Raw genomic sequence first — 15,406 nt, 5'->3', positions numbered from 1 at the left:
CAAGGGCCAGATGTGCCGCTGCTTCAGGGGAAGATGATGTCGAGGCTGCGCCAGTCCTTGGCCGCCGTGGCGCAGTTGCTGGCCCAGTCAGGCGAATAGTTCACATGATCGGGCACCTGCACCGGCCAGAAGCAGGTGACGTAGCAATCGTAGATATCGCGCTCCACCGGCTGACACAGCCCAGCGGTGCCGCCACCTGCATCCACTTCCCAGCCGGGCGAGAATGACAGGGTGCAGCCCATGGGAACGTGCATGGGCTTTTGCTGAAGCGCCATCACGTCTTCTTCCGTGGACGAGATCGTCTCCTCGATCCGCCGGGCCTTTTTGTTGAGAGGGGTGAGGTGCTTCATGCCAAGCCCTTTCGTGCAGCAAAGCGTTCAAGGAATTCAGGATTGCGGGCCGAGACCGTGCCGTAGATTTTCAGGCAGGTGTCGGTCCATTCGCGGATCCAGTCGCAGTAATGCAGGTTCGCATGGCCGGTATCGCCATAGCGGACGAAGGCTTCGTGGTGGCAGCCGCCCGCACACAGCGGACGCGCCCAGCACGATGCGCATTCATATTTTGACCCGACATGCCCGCGCGTGAGGAAATCGCTGCGCTTTTCCTGATCCAGCCCGGTGGTGATGTTGCCCAGAACATGCGTGTCGGCATCGGTAAAGCGGTGACAGGGGGAAAGGTCGCCCGATGGGCTGACCCCCAGCAGACCAAGGCCCGCGCCGCAGGGGTGCGATTTGTTGGTGCCCTGAATCAGTTCGGCAATGGTTTCCGACACATTGGAAAAGCCGTGCATTTCGCCACGCAGGGCAAAGGCCATCCATTCCGCCGCCAGTTCATGGAACGCGGACAGCACATCGTCCATGCCGTTGTCGTCGATCATGTAATCGCGTTCGCCCGAATTGGTGACGGGGGCGAAGCCGACTTCGTGGAAGCCCAGGTCTTCCTTCAGGTGGCGATAGATGCGCACCACATCGGTAACGCCATTGGTCAGCGTGACGCGGGCGGTGACGGCGCGGGTCTTGTGCCCGGCGATCAACTTGCGCAGGCGTGGTTCGATGACCGCGTAAGAACCTTTGCCGTTTTTATAGACGCGGTGCTTGTCTTGCAGATCAGGCGGGCCGTCCATCGATACGGTCACGCCCACCGCATTGTCGGACAGGAACGCGATGATCTCGTCCGTCAGCAGCGTGGCGTTGGTGGTCAGGCTATAGGTGATCTGCTTGCCCGCCGCCACTGCCGCTTCGTTGGCATATTCCACCACCGAACGTAGCAGCTTGAAGTTCATCAGCGTTTCACCGCCGAAGAAGGTGATGTGCGGTGTTTCGCGGTGTCCTGATCCTGCCAGCAGGAAATCGACCGAGGACTTGGCTGTTTCCAGCGTCATGTATTTGGGTTTGCCGGTGGGCGTGGCAATCTTGTCCGCGCCGAATTCATAGCAATAGGTGCAGGCAAGGTTGCACTGGTTGGTAATGTTCAGCACCAGCGCCTGAAGCGGATAGTCTTCGGGCGGGGCTGAGGGCACGATGGGTGCTTCGCGGATTTCGTCCGACACGATGCCGCGCACGGCGCGCAGTTCACGGATCAGGTCTTCGGCATCGGCGCGGACATAGCCCTTTTCGACCAGCGCGCCGACCATTTCGCCATAGGCCAGTTCGCGTTCGCCCAGCAGGGCCATGACGCTGGCCGCGCCTTCATCCAGCGCGAAGATGGCCCCGGCGGACGCGAGATAGACAAAGCCCTGATCTGAGGCTTCGAAGGTGTGGATGTCTCCACGGCGATATTTGGGGGAGAGGACTGTGGTCACTTGGCCACCTCCGGCTGATCCCAGCGCTTGTATGCGGGTACGGTGACGATCATGAACGACTTGGCGGTCAGTGGCTTGCCGTTGGCGTCCTTTTCAGACTTGGCCGTGGCGACGACCCAGACTTCGCCATAGTTGTTGCGGTTCCATTTGCGTTCGGGGTTCGGCCCGTCGATAGCAGGTGTGAACAGCGCGGTTTCGCTCAACTTGCCGACATAGTTGGTGTCGTCGTCGTAATAGACGGTCTGGAATTCCTCCATCGACCAGGTAACGTCGATGGGGCCAAGCGCTACGTCGTCTGCCGTGTAGGGTTTGCCATCAAGGCCATTGTCATAACCGATGGCGTCGAACTGCTGATAGCCAATGCCGTGCTTGCCGCCGCCCAGACGGGCAAGGGCATTGTCCGGCGCGACCTTGATGAAATCGACCTTCTTGTAGATCGGCAGCGCGGCGGGCAGGACATTGCCGCCAAGGCCCACATCATGCTTGCCCACTGCCGCATCGGCGGCCACATCGACGCTCAGCACCGCCTCGGTCGGGCTGGCGGAGACGACCTTGCTGACGACCACGCCCTTGCCCAAGTCAATGTCGGCGGGCTTTAATCCGGCGGGGAAGGCATTTCCGTAAAGCTTGACGGTTGCGCCCTTGGTCCCGGCTTTCAGTGCATAGGGGGCGACCGTGGTGATGGTGGGATCAGCCGATGCGCGGGTCAGCTTCACGTTGAAGCCGAATTCCTGATAATCGCCCCAGAACCAGCGACCTTCCGCCGATTTGCGATCAGGCGCGAACCACATGGTTTCGCGGGTTTCGTGGTCTTGCGGGGCATCGGCGCGGGTGCCTTCCGGCCCGCTGGACGATGTGCCGCGCCATGAATAGCCGGTATAGACAATGCCTTTGCCAGTGCGGGTAAGGGTAGAGCCATCGGCCAGCGATTTCAGGGTGATGGCGGTGGTGTAATCGTCTTCAGACCCGGCGGGTGTGACGACCATTTCGCCAACATATGTGCCCTTGCCAGGCAGCACGGCATTGACCAGCCATTTGCCACCCAGCTTCCCCGATTGTACCCGTGCCTGCCAGGCCGACCATTCGGGCGAGGTGAGCGAGGCGTTCTTGTTCATGTATTCCATCGCCACCTCCACCGGCAGCGGCTTCTGCGCGCCAGCGGCTACGGCAGGCTGGGTGGGATCTTCCACCGGGCGGCGATATTGCACGTCTGCCTGCGAATAGAGCGCGACGTGCATGTTGCGCAGCAGGCTCCATTCCGATTTCGACCGCCGCCATGACAGCGGTTGGGCAAAGGCGTGGCACGATGCGCAGGACTGGCGGATGGTTTCGTTGGGGATGTTGGTTTCATCCAGCGCGCGGTGTTCGGCCAGATACATCACCGGCTTTGCTTCTTCAGGGGCAAGGCCGTGGCTGGCAGACAGCGAGCGGATCACCGCCTTGGCCTCTGTTGGCGTGATAGACAGGCCGTTCAGCGCGCTCATCCGCCTGATGACCTGCGCCCAGCCTTCAGGCGTTGTTCGCACCCACGAAATACGCGACAGATTGCCCTTCGCATCCGCAGTATGACAGGTGCCGCACTTCTCGATCACAAGCGCATCGCGCACCGGCATGCCGGGTTCGCCTTCGACCGGATTGGACGGGTCGCGCGCGGCTTGGGCCAGGGCAATCGTCGCAGGCAGTGCGGCAAGGCCGATGAACTGGAAGGCCCGGTTGCGCAACAGGCGTTTCAGGCGCGGGGCCGCGCTTTCGCGGGTGTCGCCACATGGGGCAACAGTTTCATGGGTAACGGTATCGGCCACGCTCATGGTCGCAATTTCCCCCTGATGGCAGTGCCGTTCGAAACGAGTCGAAATCGGCTGCACATCAAGACTGGACATGCGTCAAAAGTTGGTCAACGCCTTTGTTTGCATCTGCGAAAAAGGGCTTGTGAAGCGGCTTGCCCGATTTGCCTGCCCATTTGCATTGGCAGGGCAAAGCGGTGTTGACCCGCCCCCCGCTGCTGTGGCAAGCGCACGCCACGCTGACGGCGATGTGCAAGGCATCGCCCTTGAATGCGGGTGTAGCTCAATGGTAGAGCAGCAGCTTCCCAAGCTGAATACGGGGGTTCGATTCCCCTCACCCGCTCCAGCCTTTTCAGACACTTATTGGCCTGAATGCCAAAACCTTCCTACATGATCCGTCGTGGCGCGCGCTTAGCCGCGCGCCTGTTTGATGAGGTGGAAGGCGTCGCCCATCAGGCGTGTTATTTCGGCTTCATTCAATACGCTGTGGGGTTGGTAAGTCAGGCCCATAAGGCGCGTTTTGTGCCAGTGGTCGACATACAGCGCTTTGCCGGGGCCGAAGACAAGGTTGATGTGCTTTGTCAGCAGGGCCGGGGCTTGCGCGGAAAAGGCAAGGCGAAACAGGGCGATATCGACCACATATGGACCGACCATGATCCATGTGTGGCCACTGGCGTCCGCAGGGCTTTCGTCGCTGTCCGATGGGCCGAACACCGGCACTCCATTGACGGCAAGCGTGCCGGACACAACGAAAACCGGCGCAGCGATGCATCGCTCCAGTCCTACGGCCAAGGCTGCGCTCATTTGGGCAGCATCCGCCGCAGGGGGCAGCAGGCTGAGCAGGTCAATGGCGCAGCGCGACAGGGCCGCGCGGTCAGCATCGCCCATTTCATAGGCCTTGAACGCCTTGGCTGCGGGCCAGCCATATTCGGGGGCAATGCGTTTGCCGAGTATCACAATGTCGTTGTTGATCGCCATCCGCGCCCCTTAGGCCCAGTTTGCCTCTGCGTGAAGATGGTGGTGTGCGTGATGGTTCAGGCGGGAATTTCCGTGCCGTCCCATGCCAGGTGCTTTCCGTTGTCGCCCACTTGCAACCTGTCGATCACGCGCAGCAGGTGGGCGGCGGACTGATCTGGCGTGAATAGCTTTTCCGGTGCAACGCCACGCTGGAACGGGCGTGACAGGGCGCTGTCCACGGTGCCGGGATGCAGCGCGACGGCCACGGCGGCAGGGTTGGTTCGCGCAAGTTCTATGGCAAAGTTGCGAACCAGCATGTTGAGCGCCGCTTTCGATGCGCGATAGGCGTGCCATCCGCCCAACCGGTTGTCGGAAATGGAACCCACCCGCGCGGACAAGGCGGCGAAGACTGGGCGGCCTTCGCGCCGGAGCAGCGGCAGCGTGTGCTTGGCGATCAGCGCGGGGCCGATGGTGTTGATGGCAAAAAGCTCTGCCATCGCGCCAGCATCCAGCGCCCGCCACGATTTTTCCGGCCCATCACCATTGGCGCGGACCAGCCTGCCGGTGGCGACCAGCACCAGATCAAGCGGCGCGCCAATGGCCGCGCAGGCGCTGGCGATGCTCGCTTCATCGGTCAGATCAAAGCTGTGGGGGTGAATTTTCCCACTTGTTTCACCGCAAAGGCGCGACAGTGCGTGAACCTGCGCCACATCTGTCCGCGCGCAAAGCTGCTGGGCCAGCGCTTTGCCAATCCCGCCGCTGGCGCCGAACACCGCACATCGAAAGCCATCTTGCATGGTGCTGGTTATTGCTCTGCTGATGCCGCGCGTCGATATGACCCTTCGGCCTGTTGCTGTATTGCAATGATAATACAGCTTGCACGGCGGCGTGTGAAATCCCATGTTGGCGAACACTAGCGGAATGCCGCAACCCACTGGAAAGCTGAATCGCGATGGCCACGACACCGACCCAGACTGCAACCGCCAGCCCGTTGACGCTGACGCCGCCTGATCCGGTGCCGGTGGTTGCTCCGGTGCAGGCGGCCGGGCTGGTGCCGGTTTCGGACGACAATCGTTCGAAGCTGGAAGCGAAGGCCGACGCTTTCGTGGCCGATCTGGTGGCGCAGGACGCGCAAAGCCCCGAATTTGGTAAGCGTGTGGACCAGTTGACCAACATGGGCCGCAAGGAAATTACACAAGCGGCAGGTATGTCGAACCGCTTTCTCGATCGCCCGATCCGCGCGATGGACAAGGACAGCGGCGTGGGTGCCGATCTGGCGCAATTGCGGCGCACGGTTGAAGAACTTGATCCGGGCCGTCAGGGCAACCTGTCTTCGGGCCGCAAGTTTCTGGGCATCATCCCTTTCGGCAACAGCCTGAAGAAGTATTTTGATGGCTACACATCGGCGCAAGGGCACATCAAGGCAGTGCTTGACCGGCTTGCGTCGGGCAAGGACGAACTGCTGATGGACAATGCCGCCATCGATGTTGAGCGGCAGAAGCTGTGGGAAGCCATGGGCAACCTTGAGCAGATGATCCACATTTCCAAGACGCTGGACACCAAGCTGGAAGATGCGGCGGCCGATCTGGATCACACCGATCCGATCAAGGCCAAGGCGATCCGCGAAACCGCGCTGTTCTATACTCGCCAGCGCACGCAGGATTTGCTGACGCAGATGGCGGTGACGGTGCAGGGTTATCTTGCGCTGGATCTGGTCAAGAAGAACAACGTCGAACTGGTGAAAGGCGTTGACCGCGCCAGCACCACCACGGTTGCAGCTCTGCGCACCGCCGTCACCGTGGCCCAGGCGATGACCAACCAGCGGCTGGTGCTGCAACAGATCACCGCGCTGAACACCACCACCGCCAACATGATCGATTCGACCGGCAAACTGTTGCGTGAACAGACCGGCAAGATCCATGAAATGGCAGTTTCCAGCACGATCCCGCTGGAAACGCTGCAACGCGCTTTCCAGAACATCTATGACACGATGGACACTATCGACACCTTCAAGCTGAAGGCGCTGGATTCGATGAAGCAGACGGTCGATACGCTTTCGGGCGAGGTGGAGAAGTCCAAGGGATACATCGCACGGGCTGAAGGCGCGGCGCAGGCGAAGCTGTCTGGCCCGGAAAGCTCGCCGTTGTTGAGCCTTGAGGGCTGAGGCAAATGGCCAACGAATCTCACGATCATCAGCGGATCATGGCAGCGGCGGGCACATCGCTTGCCAACAACCGGGCAGGTGGTCGCCGTTCCATCGGCAAACGCTCGGCCGAACTGAAGCGTCAGCATATCGGCAAGAAGGCCGCGCGCATGGCGATGGCGGTGGGCGTGGTGATGGTCGCGGCCATGGCGGCGGGCATCGTGCTGGATGGCATCGGCTTTACAGGCGTGATGGTGCTGGCTTTGGCCATCGTTGCTGCGCTGTGGTTCTTTGCAACCTTTCCGAAGATGAAAGTGCCGCAGCTTTCCGCGCTGAACACTGGCGACGTGCGGACCATGGTGGGCCGCACCGAACTGTGGCTGGAAGCGCAGCGCCCCGCGCTGCCTGCGCCCGCAGTGCAACTGGTGGACCAGATTGGCGTGCAGCTTGATGGGCTGGGCCTGCAACTGGAAGGCATCGATCCGGCAGAGCCTGCCGTGGGCGAAGTGCGCCGTCTGGTGGGCGAACATTTGCCCGGCATGGTGGAAAGCTGGCGCAAGATTCCGCCGCATCTGCGCCGTGAAGAGCGTGGCGGGCGCAATGCCGATCAGCAACTGGCCGATGGCCTTGGCAAGATCAGCACCGAGATTGACGAGATCACCCGGCAACTGGCGGCGGGCGATCTGGATGCGCTGGCCGTGCGCGGACGCTATCTGGACTATCGCTATGGCGAAGGGCTAGAGGCGACGCCCCAGATAGAAGCACCGAAAGGCGTCTGATGCGCATTGCCATTCCCCACTCGCTTGACCGCGACGAAGCGCGCCGCCGTCTGCGTGACAAGGCTGCGCAGGCCGGCGACAAGATTGGCGGCGCAGCCACCGTGGCAACGACCTTTACCGATGACGATCACATGGCCATGGCGGTCACCGCCATGGGATACACCATCGATTGCAAGGTGGAACTGGCGGAGAAGGAACTGGTGGTCGATGTCGATCTGCCCGCCAGCCTTGGTTTTGCCAAACGCATGATCGAAGGCATCATCCGCGAAAAGAGCGGTAAGTTTCTGACCTGACCCTAAATCTCGCGCTCAAGCTCCAGCAGTTCCTGCGGCAGGCGCAGCGAACTTGCCGCGATGCGGGTTTCCAGCAGCAGATAGACCAGCGCCACCATCAGTAGCGCGATGGCCACGAAAAAGGTGATGCCGGTCATGTTGCGCAGCTCAACGCCCGCCATTTCGCCCACGAACAGCGAACCGACCGTGACGCCGATGGCAAGGCCTGACAGCACCAGCAGCAGCAGCGCCCGCCCGATCAGGTGAATGCGCCGGTCGACATAGCGCAGTTCGATCACCACCACGTCATGTTCAGCGCCGGTCGTTTCGCCGTGCAGTTTGCGCAAGGTGCGCGAACGGTCGACGATGCGGCCCAGCCGCGTCGTCAGAATGTTCATGATATTGCCGATGGCGACCAGCACGAAGACCGGGGCCAGCGCAAGCTGGATGGTCTGTGCGATCACGCCGGTTGGGCCAGCCGTCATATGCCTCCAGAAGATTGCTGCATCGCTCCTGCCACGGCGCAAGGGCACACGGCAAGCATTCGCTGCCGGATATACGTCTGCATTTCAGATTGGCGTCCGCGCTAGAATCGGGCTCCGCGCCCGCCTGCGGCAATACAATTGCGCTGGCGGTGACAGAAGTTCGATACGATCCGCCGTGTGGCCGTCATAAGCTGTCATCTTCGAACACACTGCTTCGTCCGGTTTCGACCGCGTCCTTCGGAGAACGCCTGATGCACAAGTTTTCCCGCTTTTTGCCGCTGCTCCTGTCTGCCGCCACACTGGGCAGTGCGCTCGTTTCGGTGCAGGCGCAGGCCCATGGCATCTGGTTTGCCCAGCGCGCCCGTCAACTGGCGCTGGTCTATGGCGTGGGTGCGGATGATCTTGACGCGGTAAAGCGTCTGCCGCTGGTCAAATCGGTCAACGGTTTTGATGCCGATGGCCTGCCAGTCACCACATCGCTGCGTGCCGCTGGCGCAATCCCGCTGGTGGATAGCGACGAGCCGCTGGCGATTGTCGCTGCCGAGATGGACTATGGCATCTGGAGCCGCGATGCGACGGGCGAATGGCATAACAAGGGCCGCGACGAAGTGCCCGGCGCGACGGTGAGCGAGCATAACTTCAAATATGCCGTCCACCTGAACCAGATCCCGACCAAGCCGGTGCCGCTGATCGCAGCCCACAAGTTGCAGCTTGTTCCGGCATCGCTGGCGATCCCGCAGAAGATGGGCGAGGCCATCCGCGTCCGCGCGTTCTATGATGGCAAGCCTGTTGCCGGTGCCGATGTCATGGCCGATTACGTCAACGATCCCGATCAGGTGCCGGTGAAGACTGACGCGCAGGGTTATGCGTCGATCCCCGTGCGCAATCAGGGGCTAAACGTGCTGATGGCAATCCTTGTCGGGCCGAGCGACAATGCGGTGAAGTATGAGCGCATGGAATACCGTGCCTCGCTTTCGTTTGTGCTGCCGCACCTGCCTGAATAATCACATCCGTCGGGAGCAGTGAAGATGAACGCCAAATCGATCTTTTCCGCACTGGCAGGATGTGCCTTTGCCGTGTCGGCCTCTGCCGCCCTGGCCCACGGGTCCACCAAGCCGCGCCATGGCGGGGTGACGCAGGTTTCGGGTGAAATGGTAATCGAACTTGTCCGCTCGGCCAAAGGCGCAGACGTCTATGTCGTTGAAGAGGATGAGCCGGTGGCCGCATCCGGTCTTGACGGCAAGATTACTGTGTCTGCAAGCGGGGCCAAGCAGTCGGTTCCGCTGGTGGCCGGTGCTGGAAACCTGTTGAGCGCGCCGGGGCTGGTCGTGCCATCAGGCGCAAAGGTTGTTGTCGCGCTGGTGACCAAGGCTGACGGGGCGAAGGCTTTCGTCACGTTTGATCCCAAGTAAGCGCTGAACCGGAAGAGGGGAGAATTACATGACCACGCTTGCCGCATCGCCGCCGGGCTTTACCGCCGCTGCCGCGCCAGAAAACCCTGCCGTCGCGCGGACACGCCTGCTGGCAATTGATGCCCTGCGCGGGCTGGTCATGCTGTTCATGCTGGTGGACCATGTGCGCGAGACGTTCTTCCTGCATCTGCAGGTGAGCGATCCGGTGGACGCCAACACCACTGATCCGGGGCTGTTCTTCACCCGCTTGCTGTCCACGTTCTGCGCGCCCACATTCGTTGCGCTGACTGGGCTTTCGGCCTGGCTTTACGGCCAGTCGCACACCAAAAAGGACGTCAGCGAATTTCTGCTGAAGCGCGGGCTGTTCCTGATCTTCCTTGAACTGACCGTGATCTGCCTGGCATGGCCAACACAGAGCTTTGAATTTCCGCCCGCACGCTTTTGGCTTCAGGTGATCTGGGCCATCGGCATTTCGATGGTGGCGCTTTCGGCGCTGATCTATCTGCCGCGACCGCTGCAATTTGCGCTCGGCCTTGCCATCGTCTGCCTGCACAACCTGCTTGATGGTATCGTGCTGGCGCCGGGCGACACGGGTTACGCGATCTGGTCGGTGCTGCACCAGCGGGCCGTGGTCGATCTGGGACTGGGGCTTACCGCCAAGACGACCTATCCGATCCTGCCTTGGATCGGGGTGATCCTGCTGGGTTATGCATGCGGGCCCTGGTTTGCCAAGGGCAGCGATCCTGCGGTGCGGATGAAGCGACTGGTCACGCTGGGCCTGTCGATGATGATCGGCTTCGTCGTGATCCGCTATCTCAACTTCTATGGCGACAAGCCGTGGTTCGTTGCCGAAACGCAGCTTCGCACGGTGATGAGCTTCCTTGCCCTGACCAAGTATCCGCCCTCGCTGCTGTTCCTGATGCCCACCGTGGGGGTAGGTGTGCTGCTGCTGGCGCTATTCGAAAAGTTTCAGGATAGCCCGGCCCTGCCGCATCTGGCGTTTCTGGGCGGTGCCCCGATGTTCTTCTACATCCTCCACCTTTATGTGCTGAAGGGCATCTACCACGTTGCCCTGCTGCTCTACGGGCCGGTCAAGGGCACGGTGTTCGGGGTGGATAACCTGTCGACGGTGTGGATCTGGGTGGGCCTGCTGGTTGTCCCGCTATACCTGCCGACCCGCTGGTTTGCCGGGGTCAAGCAGCGTCGCAAGGACATCTGGTGGCTCAAGTATCTGTAATACATTCCCATTCGATAAGTGAACGGAAGGCCGGGCGTAAACGTCCGGCCTTTTGGCTTTGCAGGCCCTGTGAATGCGGCAGTTTTGCGACGGCACAAAACACCCCTGTCACGCCGTTTTCACAATTATAATCCGTCAAAGCCACATCGTTCGACGCAACATTCGCCTGCCGGGGCATAGGCTCGGCCCACAATAAAAAAATACGCAGGACGGCTCAAATAGCGATTTCCCTTGAGCGCAATGATACAATGTTACAAAGTCTCAAGGGGGATCTGTGAATGCACATCACAGATGAGGGGTGAGTTGCGATGATGAAGAAGTCCGCTTTCAAGGCCGCACTGGCGGTCGGAGTTTCGTTTGGCCTGATGCCCATGGCTGCCTTTGCGCAAGCCGCTCCGGCAGAAGAGCAGGCGCAAGCCGCAGAAGGTCTGGTCGTTATCGGCCAGCGCCAGCAATATCGCGGCGATGTGCCGCTGGCTGAAATTCCCCAGACCGTTCAGGTGCTTGACGCCAAAACGCTGGATGATCTTAACATTACCCGCCTTGATGCTGCGCTTGATCTTGCCAGCGGCATTGCCAAGCAGAACAACTTTGGCGGCCTGTGGGATTCCTTCGCGGTGCGCGGGTTTGCCGGGGACGAAAACTTCCCGTCGGGCTTTCTGGTCAATGGCTTCAACGGTGGCCGTGGCTATGGCGGTCCGCGCGATGCTTCCAACATCGAAAAGATCGAAATCCTGAAAGGCCCCAACGGCGCTGTCTTTGGGCGCGGTGAACCGGGCGGCACGGTCAACATCACCACAAAGAAGGCGCGCACCGACGACACGTTCGGTTCGTTCGCCATTTCGGGTGGCAGCTTCAACAACTACCGCGTCGAAGCCGATTACAACCTTGCCATCAGCGATACGATTGCGTTGCGCGTAAACGGTGCGGCGCAGGATGGTGACAGCTTCCGCGATACCGTCCATTCGACCAAATACGTTGCTTCGCCGTCGATCCTGTTCAAGCCATCGAACAGCACCAGCCTGTCGTATGAAATGGAATTCGTCGACAACAAGGTGCCGTTTGATCGCGGTGTTCTGGCCGTCGGCGGCAAGCTTGGCGTCATTCCCAACTCGCGCTTTCTGGGCGAACCGGGCGATGGGCCGACCCGCGTTAACGTGCTGGGCCACCAGTTGCAGTTCCAGCAGAAGCTGGGTGGTGACTGGTACTTCCTCGCAGGTGCCGGGTATCGCGATACCAGCTTCACCGGCTTTGGTACGCAGGCTGAACTGGGTCTTGGCCGTCAGTCGCTGGACAACGATTTCACCAATCTGACCCGTCAGCGCATTTTCCGCGATTACAACACGACCAACACGTCGGTCCGTGCAGAAATTTCGGGCAAGGTCTATACCGGTCCGCTGACGCATCACGTTTTGCTGGGCGCCGACTGGGATCGTTTCCACATCGATACGCTGCAGCGGCGCTATCGTGGGCCGAACTATACGCCCGGCACGGCGCTGACTGCGGCCAACAACGCGATCAACATCTTCAATCCGGTCTATGGCCAGCGTCCCACGCCGACCGCCACGACGATCAACACTGACGAAGTGCAGAAGTCCTATGGCATCTACTTCCAGGATCAGGTTGATCTGACCGACAAGCTGAAGCTGCGCTTTGGTGGCCGTTTCGATCATTTCAATCAGGTGCTTGCAAACCGTGCCAACGGGATTGTTACCAACAGCACCAAGAAGCGCTTCAGCCCAACCGCAGGTGCGCTGTATCAGGTGACGGACGTCATCTCGATCTATGGTGGCTATGGTCAGGGCTTCCGCCCCAACAGCGGTGTCAACGCGGCGGGCACGCCCTTCGCGCCAGAATATAGCAAGTCCTACGAAGTGGGCATGCGCTTTGCTGCGCCGGGCGATGCCATCAGCGGCACCATCGCGGCCTACACGATGAAGAAAAACAACATCCTGACCGCAGACCCGGCCAATGCCGGTTTCTCGATCGCGGGTGGCGAAGCCAAGTCGAAGGGCATTGAAGCAGATTTCAACGCAAAGCTGCCGGGGGATATCTCGATCCTGGCAAACTATGCCTATACAGATGCTTTCTGGACGACGACTTCGGCGGACAAGGACTTCGGCTTCCTTATCCTGCCGGGTGACCGTCTTATCAATATCCCCAAGCATGCTGCCAATCTGATTGTCAGCAAGGGTTTCATGATCGGCGAAAACCGCTTCACCTTTGGCGGCGGCGTAAACTACGTGGGCAAGCGTCTGGGTGAAACCGCCTCGACCTTTGAACTGCCCGGTTATGTCACCGCCCGCCTGATGGCTAGCCTTGAACTGTCCGATGGGGTCAAGATTACGGGTGACGTGACCAACCTGTTCGACAAGCAGTTCTACGCAGCGTCGTATTCGCAATACTGGATCAATCCGGGGTCGCCGCGCGCGTTCACGGTAAAGGCCACGTTCTCGTTCTGACGTGAACCTCAAAGGGCTGCCGCGAAACCGGCAGCCCTTTTCCTTTCTGGGCATTTTCATGCGACGCACCGGCTATCTTGCATGGCACAGGCGGCTCGCACTGGTGTTTGCGCCGCTGCTGCTGTTGCAGGCGCTGACCGGTGCTGTCCTGTTGTTTCATCAACCGCTGGCACGCTGGGTCAATCCTGCGGCCTCACGCGGTCCAGCCTTGCCCATATCAGCCATCGTTTCAGGTGCGCAGGCTCATGGCGGCAAAGTGGACAGGTTGTTCATCCCTGCGAATGCAGGCGATGCAGCTTTTGCGCAACTTTCACTTCCCGGTACGATCCGTTACGCAGCCATCGATCCGGCCAGCGGGGTTATCCTGCGCGAAGGTGGAGTGCTTGCCTTTCCGCTCGAAGCTGCGCTGCAATGGCATTATCGGTTGATGAGCGGGACCGGCGGGCTGGCTCTGGTTGCGTTGGGCGGCGTGGTTCTGGCCCTCATGTCAGGGACGGGCCTTGCCTTCTGGTGGCCGACAAAGGGACGCTGGGCCAAATCGCTGACCATTAATCCGAAGATGCCTGCCCGCGTGCGGTTGCGGCACTGGCACCGCAATGGCGGCGTGCTGGCGTCCGTTATGGTGCTGTTCAGCGCCATTACCGGCATTCTTTTGTCCGCGCCCGACATTCCTGCCGGATGGACGGCGGTTACGCCTCCTTTGCCCTATCGCACCACACCTGCCCAGATCGATGCGGCTATTGCGGTGGCGCAGCAGCAATTTCCCAATGCAGCCTTGCGCGATATCCGTTTCCCCCGGATGGACCGCATCGACATCAATTTTTACGCGCATGAGCGCAATGCCCGCGCGGTGCATGTTGTCTCGGTTCGGCTGTCACAGCCCGAAATCGTCAAATCCATTCCCGCCACACAGAACGACGCGCTATGGATGAAAGTCCTTCCCCTCCATGCTGGCGACAGCTTCGGCATGGCGGGCACGGTCCTGCTGCTGATCGAAGCGCTGGTTCTGGCTGGGCTGGCGGTGACCGGGCCGAGGATGTGGTGGCAGAACAGAAAGTCTCGCAAATGACCATGCTTTATCACGGCCCCGAAGCGCGCGGCACAGTCTGGGCCGAAGTGTTTGCCCGCCGCCTGCCGGACGTGCCGTTTTGCCAATGGGGCCATGATACGGTGAATCCGGTGACTGTCCGGTTTATGGCTGCATGGAACCCCGCGCCAGATATGGTTGCGCAGTTCCCCAATCTGGAAGTGCTGTTCTGCGTTGGCGCAGGGGTGGATCAACTGCCGCTGCACAGCCTACCGCCGCAAGTGCGGGTGGTGCGGATGATCGAACCGGGGCTGACCATCGCCATGGCCGAATATGTCGCCACCGCTGCACTGGTGCTGCACCGCGACCTGCCGCATTTCGTGAGCGAACAGCGCGCAGGGCGCTGGTCCTATGCCCCGCCGCGTCTTGCCAGTGAACGGCGCGTGGGCGTGATGGGGCTTGGCGCGCTGGGCAAGGCGGCGCTCGATATGCTGAAGCCAATGGGTTTTGCCCTATCGGGCTGGAGCCGCAGCGCGCATGACATCGGCGGGGTGGAATGCTTTGTTGGGGCCGATGGCTTCGATGCCTTTATCGCGCAGGTCGATATCCTTGTCTGCCTGCTGCCGCTGACCCCTGAAACGCACGGCATTCTGTGCCGTAAAACCTTTGAAAAGATGCCGCGCGGTGCCGCTGTTATCAATGCCGGGCGCGGGCGGCATCTGGTTACGGACGATCTGATCGCTGCGCTGGGCAGCGGGCAACTGCGCGCCGCCATGCTGGATGTGACAGACCCTGAACCACTGCCTGCAGAGCATCCTTTCTATAGCCACCCCGCCATTTTCCTCACCCCCCACGTCGCGGCGGAAACCCGTGCTGACACGGCGGGCGAAGTGCTGACAGACAATGTTGAGCGCATCCTTTCAGGTCGCGCTCCGCTAGGTGAAGTGGACCGGAGCCGGGGTTATTGAAGGCGCGGCATGACGTGCTGCAAAGTCCCCGCAAAAAGTGCCGTGGCGGGTTTGGGGTGGCTGCGAACGGATGCAAGTT

General features: G+C 60.8%; 15 protein-coding genes and 1 tRNA gene. 10 read left to right on the top strand and 6 right to left on the bottom strand.

The features are described 5' to 3' along the window. Positions 1-23: 23 nt before the first annotated feature. The 3 genes from qhpC to peaA are packed head-to-tail and all read right to left on the bottom strand — an operon-like array spanning position 24 to position 3,609. Positions 24-350 carry a quinohemoprotein amine dehydrogenase subunit gamma gene (qhpC, locus tag OVA07_RS02850; protein WP_268169960.1) on the bottom strand — a complete coding sequence of 109 codons (327 nt, stop codon included), beginning with the start codon at positions 348-350 and terminating at the stop codon, positions 24-26. Continuing rightward, on the bottom strand, positions 347-1,801 hold the full coding sequence (gene peaB, locus OVA07_RS02845; RefSeq protein ID WP_268169959.1) for a quinohemoprotein amine dehydrogenase maturation protein: 1,455 nt from the start codon (positions 1,799-1,801) through the stop codon (positions 347-349). The genes qhpC and peaB overlap by 4 nt, the downstream gene beginning before the upstream one ends. Next, a complete protein-coding gene (gene peaA / locus OVA07_RS02840) occupies positions 1,798-3,609 on the bottom strand; it encodes a quinohemoprotein amine dehydrogenase subunit alpha (protein WP_268169958.1) in 1,812 nt (603 codons plus the stop codon). Before peaA ends, peaB begins: the two co-directional genes overlap by 4 nt. A 248-nt stretch (positions 3,610-3,857) precedes the next feature. On the opposite strand from peaA, the gene OVA07_RS02835 reads away from it, so the two are divergent. Beyond that, a tRNA-Gly gene (locus tag OVA07_RS02835) sits at positions 3,858-3,931 on the top strand. Between the two features lie 65 nt (positions 3,932-3,996). On the opposite strand, the gene OVA07_RS02830 is transcribed toward OVA07_RS02835, so the two are convergent. After that, on the bottom strand, positions 3,997-4,563 hold the full coding sequence (locus tag OVA07_RS02830) for a hypothetical protein (RefSeq protein ID WP_268169957.1): 567 nt from the start codon (positions 4,561-4,563) through the stop codon (positions 3,997-3,999). 56 nt (positions 4,564-4,619) lie between these two features. Then, positions 4,620-5,339: an SDR family NAD(P)-dependent oxidoreductase gene (locus tag OVA07_RS02825; RefSeq protein WP_268169956.1), complete on the bottom strand. Its 720-nt coding sequence runs from the start codon at positions 5,337-5,339 to the stop codon at positions 4,620-4,622. Positions 5,340-5,494: 155 nt separating this feature from the next. On the opposite strand from OVA07_RS02825, the gene OVA07_RS02820 reads away from it, so the two are divergent. From OVA07_RS02820 to OVA07_RS02810, 3 genes are read left to right on the top strand one after another with little or no spacing between them, the layout of a single operon-like run. Then, positions 5,495-6,706, top strand: coding sequence for a toxic anion resistance protein (locus OVA07_RS02820; RefSeq protein ID WP_268169955.1), 1,212 nt, complete (start codon positions 5,495-5,497; stop codon positions 6,704-6,706). A 5-nt stretch (positions 6,707-6,711) separates the two neighbouring features. Beyond that, the gene (locus OVA07_RS02815) at positions 6,712-7,464 is read left to right on the top strand and encodes a hypothetical protein (protein ID WP_268169954.1); all 753 of its coding nucleotides are present in this window, start codon (positions 6,712-6,714) and stop codon (positions 7,462-7,464) included. After that, positions 7,464-7,757 carry a polyhydroxyalkanoic acid system family protein gene (locus OVA07_RS02810; protein ID WP_268169953.1) on the top strand — a complete coding sequence of 98 codons (294 nt, stop codon included), beginning with the start codon at positions 7,464-7,466 and terminating at the stop codon, positions 7,755-7,757. The genes OVA07_RS02815 and OVA07_RS02810 overlap by 1 nt, the downstream gene beginning before the upstream one ends. 2 nt (positions 7,758-7,759) lie before the next feature. Here OVA07_RS02810 and OVA07_RS02805 read toward each other — a convergent pair whose 3' ends face one another. Then, on the bottom strand, positions 7,760-8,221 hold the full coding sequence (locus OVA07_RS02805; protein WP_268169952.1) for a DUF2721 domain-containing protein: 462 nt from the start codon (positions 8,219-8,221) through the stop codon (positions 7,760-7,762). Between the two features lie 251 nt (positions 8,222-8,472). Here OVA07_RS02805 and OVA07_RS02800 point away from each other — a divergent pair, with 251 nt between their 5' ends. The 6 genes from OVA07_RS02800 to OVA07_RS02775 all read left to right on the top strand — a co-directional run bounded on the left by OVA07_RS02800 (position 8,473) and on the right by OVA07_RS02775 (position 15,327). Further along, complete coding sequence (locus OVA07_RS02800) at positions 8,473-9,225, top strand: DUF4198 domain-containing protein (RefSeq protein ID WP_268169951.1); 753 nt, start codon at positions 8,473-8,475, stop codon at positions 9,223-9,225. 24 nt (positions 9,226-9,249) lie between these two features. After that, on the top strand, positions 9,250-9,633 hold the full coding sequence (locus tag OVA07_RS02795) for a hypothetical protein (RefSeq protein ID WP_268169950.1): 384 nt from the start codon (positions 9,250-9,252) through the stop codon (positions 9,631-9,633). A 28-nt stretch (positions 9,634-9,661) separates the two neighbouring features. After that, positions 9,662-10,870 (top strand): DUF1624 domain-containing protein, encoded by a 1,209-nt coding sequence (locus tag OVA07_RS02790; protein WP_268169949.1) that lies wholly within the window; start codon positions 9,662-9,664, stop codon positions 10,868-10,870. Positions 10,871-11,178: 308 nt separating this feature from the next. Next, positions 11,179-13,332: a TonB-dependent siderophore receptor gene (locus tag OVA07_RS02785; RefSeq protein WP_268169948.1), complete on the top strand. Its 2,154-nt coding sequence runs from the start codon at positions 11,179-11,181 to the stop codon at positions 13,330-13,332. Between the two features lie 58 nt (positions 13,333-13,390). After that, entirely contained in the window at positions 13,391-14,401 is a 1,011-nt protein-coding gene (locus OVA07_RS02780) for a PepSY-associated TM helix domain-containing protein (RefSeq protein ID WP_268169947.1), read from the top strand. Beyond that, positions 14,398-15,327, top strand: coding sequence for a 2-hydroxyacid dehydrogenase (locus OVA07_RS02775; RefSeq protein ID WP_268169946.1), 930 nt, complete (start codon positions 14,398-14,400; stop codon positions 15,325-15,327). Before OVA07_RS02780 ends, OVA07_RS02775 begins: the two co-directional genes overlap by 4 nt. Positions 15,328-15,406: the final 79 nt, after the last annotated feature.

The sequence above is a fragment of the Novosphingobium sp. SL115 genome (genome assembly GCF_026672515.1).
GTDB lineage: Bacteria > Pseudomonadota > Alphaproteobacteria > Sphingomonadales > Sphingomonadaceae > Novosphingobium.
Note: the sequence above shows the minus strand (reverse complement) of the source record. Positions and strands in the feature narration are given on the sequence as shown.

What these genes read in the sequence shown, in the direction of transcription:
- qhpC (WP_268169960.1), bottom strand. Translation starts at nt 350, where the DNA reads ATGAAGCACCTCACCCCTCTCAACAAAAAGGCCCGGCGGATCGAGGAG.
- peaA (WP_268169958.1), bottom strand. Translation starts at nt 3,609, where the DNA reads ATGAGCGTGGCCGATACCGTTACCCATGAAACTGTTGCCCCATGTGGC.
- OVA07_RS02830 (WP_268169957.1), bottom strand. Translation starts at nt 4,563, where the DNA reads ATGGCGATCAACAACGACATTGTGATACTCGGCAAACGCATTGCCCCC.
- OVA07_RS02825 (WP_268169956.1), bottom strand. Translation starts at nt 5,339, where the DNA reads ATGCAAGATGGCTTTCGATGTGCGGTGTTCGGCGCCAGCGGCGGGATT.
- OVA07_RS02820 (WP_268169955.1), top strand. Translation starts at nt 5,495, where the DNA reads ATGGCCACGACACCGACCCAGACTGCAACCGCCAGCCCGTTGACGCTG.
- OVA07_RS02815 (WP_268169954.1), top strand. Translation starts at nt 6,712, where the DNA reads ATGGCCAACGAATCTCACGATCATCAGCGGATCATGGCAGCGGCGGGC.
- OVA07_RS02810 (WP_268169953.1), top strand. Translation starts at nt 7,464, where the DNA reads ATGCGCATTGCCATTCCCCACTCGCTTGACCGCGACGAAGCGCGCCGC.
- OVA07_RS02805 (WP_268169952.1), bottom strand. Translation starts at nt 8,221, where the DNA reads ATGACGGCTGGCCCAACCGGCGTGATCGCACAGACCATCCAGCTTGCG.
- OVA07_RS02800 (WP_268169951.1), top strand. Translation starts at nt 8,473, where the DNA reads ATGCACAAGTTTTCCCGCTTTTTGCCGCTGCTCCTGTCTGCCGCCACA.
- OVA07_RS02795 (WP_268169950.1), top strand. Translation starts at nt 9,250, where the DNA reads ATGAACGCCAAATCGATCTTTTCCGCACTGGCAGGATGTGCCTTTGCC.
- OVA07_RS02790 (WP_268169949.1), top strand. Translation starts at nt 9,662, where the DNA reads ATGACCACGCTTGCCGCATCGCCGCCGGGCTTTACCGCCGCTGCCGCG.
- OVA07_RS02785 (WP_268169948.1), top strand. Translation starts at nt 11,179, where the DNA reads ATGATGAAGAAGTCCGCTTTCAAGGCCGCACTGGCGGTCGGAGTTTCG.
- OVA07_RS02780 (WP_268169947.1), top strand. Translation starts at nt 13,391, where the DNA reads ATGCGACGCACCGGCTATCTTGCATGGCACAGGCGGCTCGCACTGGTG.
- OVA07_RS02775 (WP_268169946.1), top strand. Translation starts at nt 14,398, where the DNA reads ATGACCATGCTTTATCACGGCCCCGAAGCGCGCGGCACAGTCTGGGCC.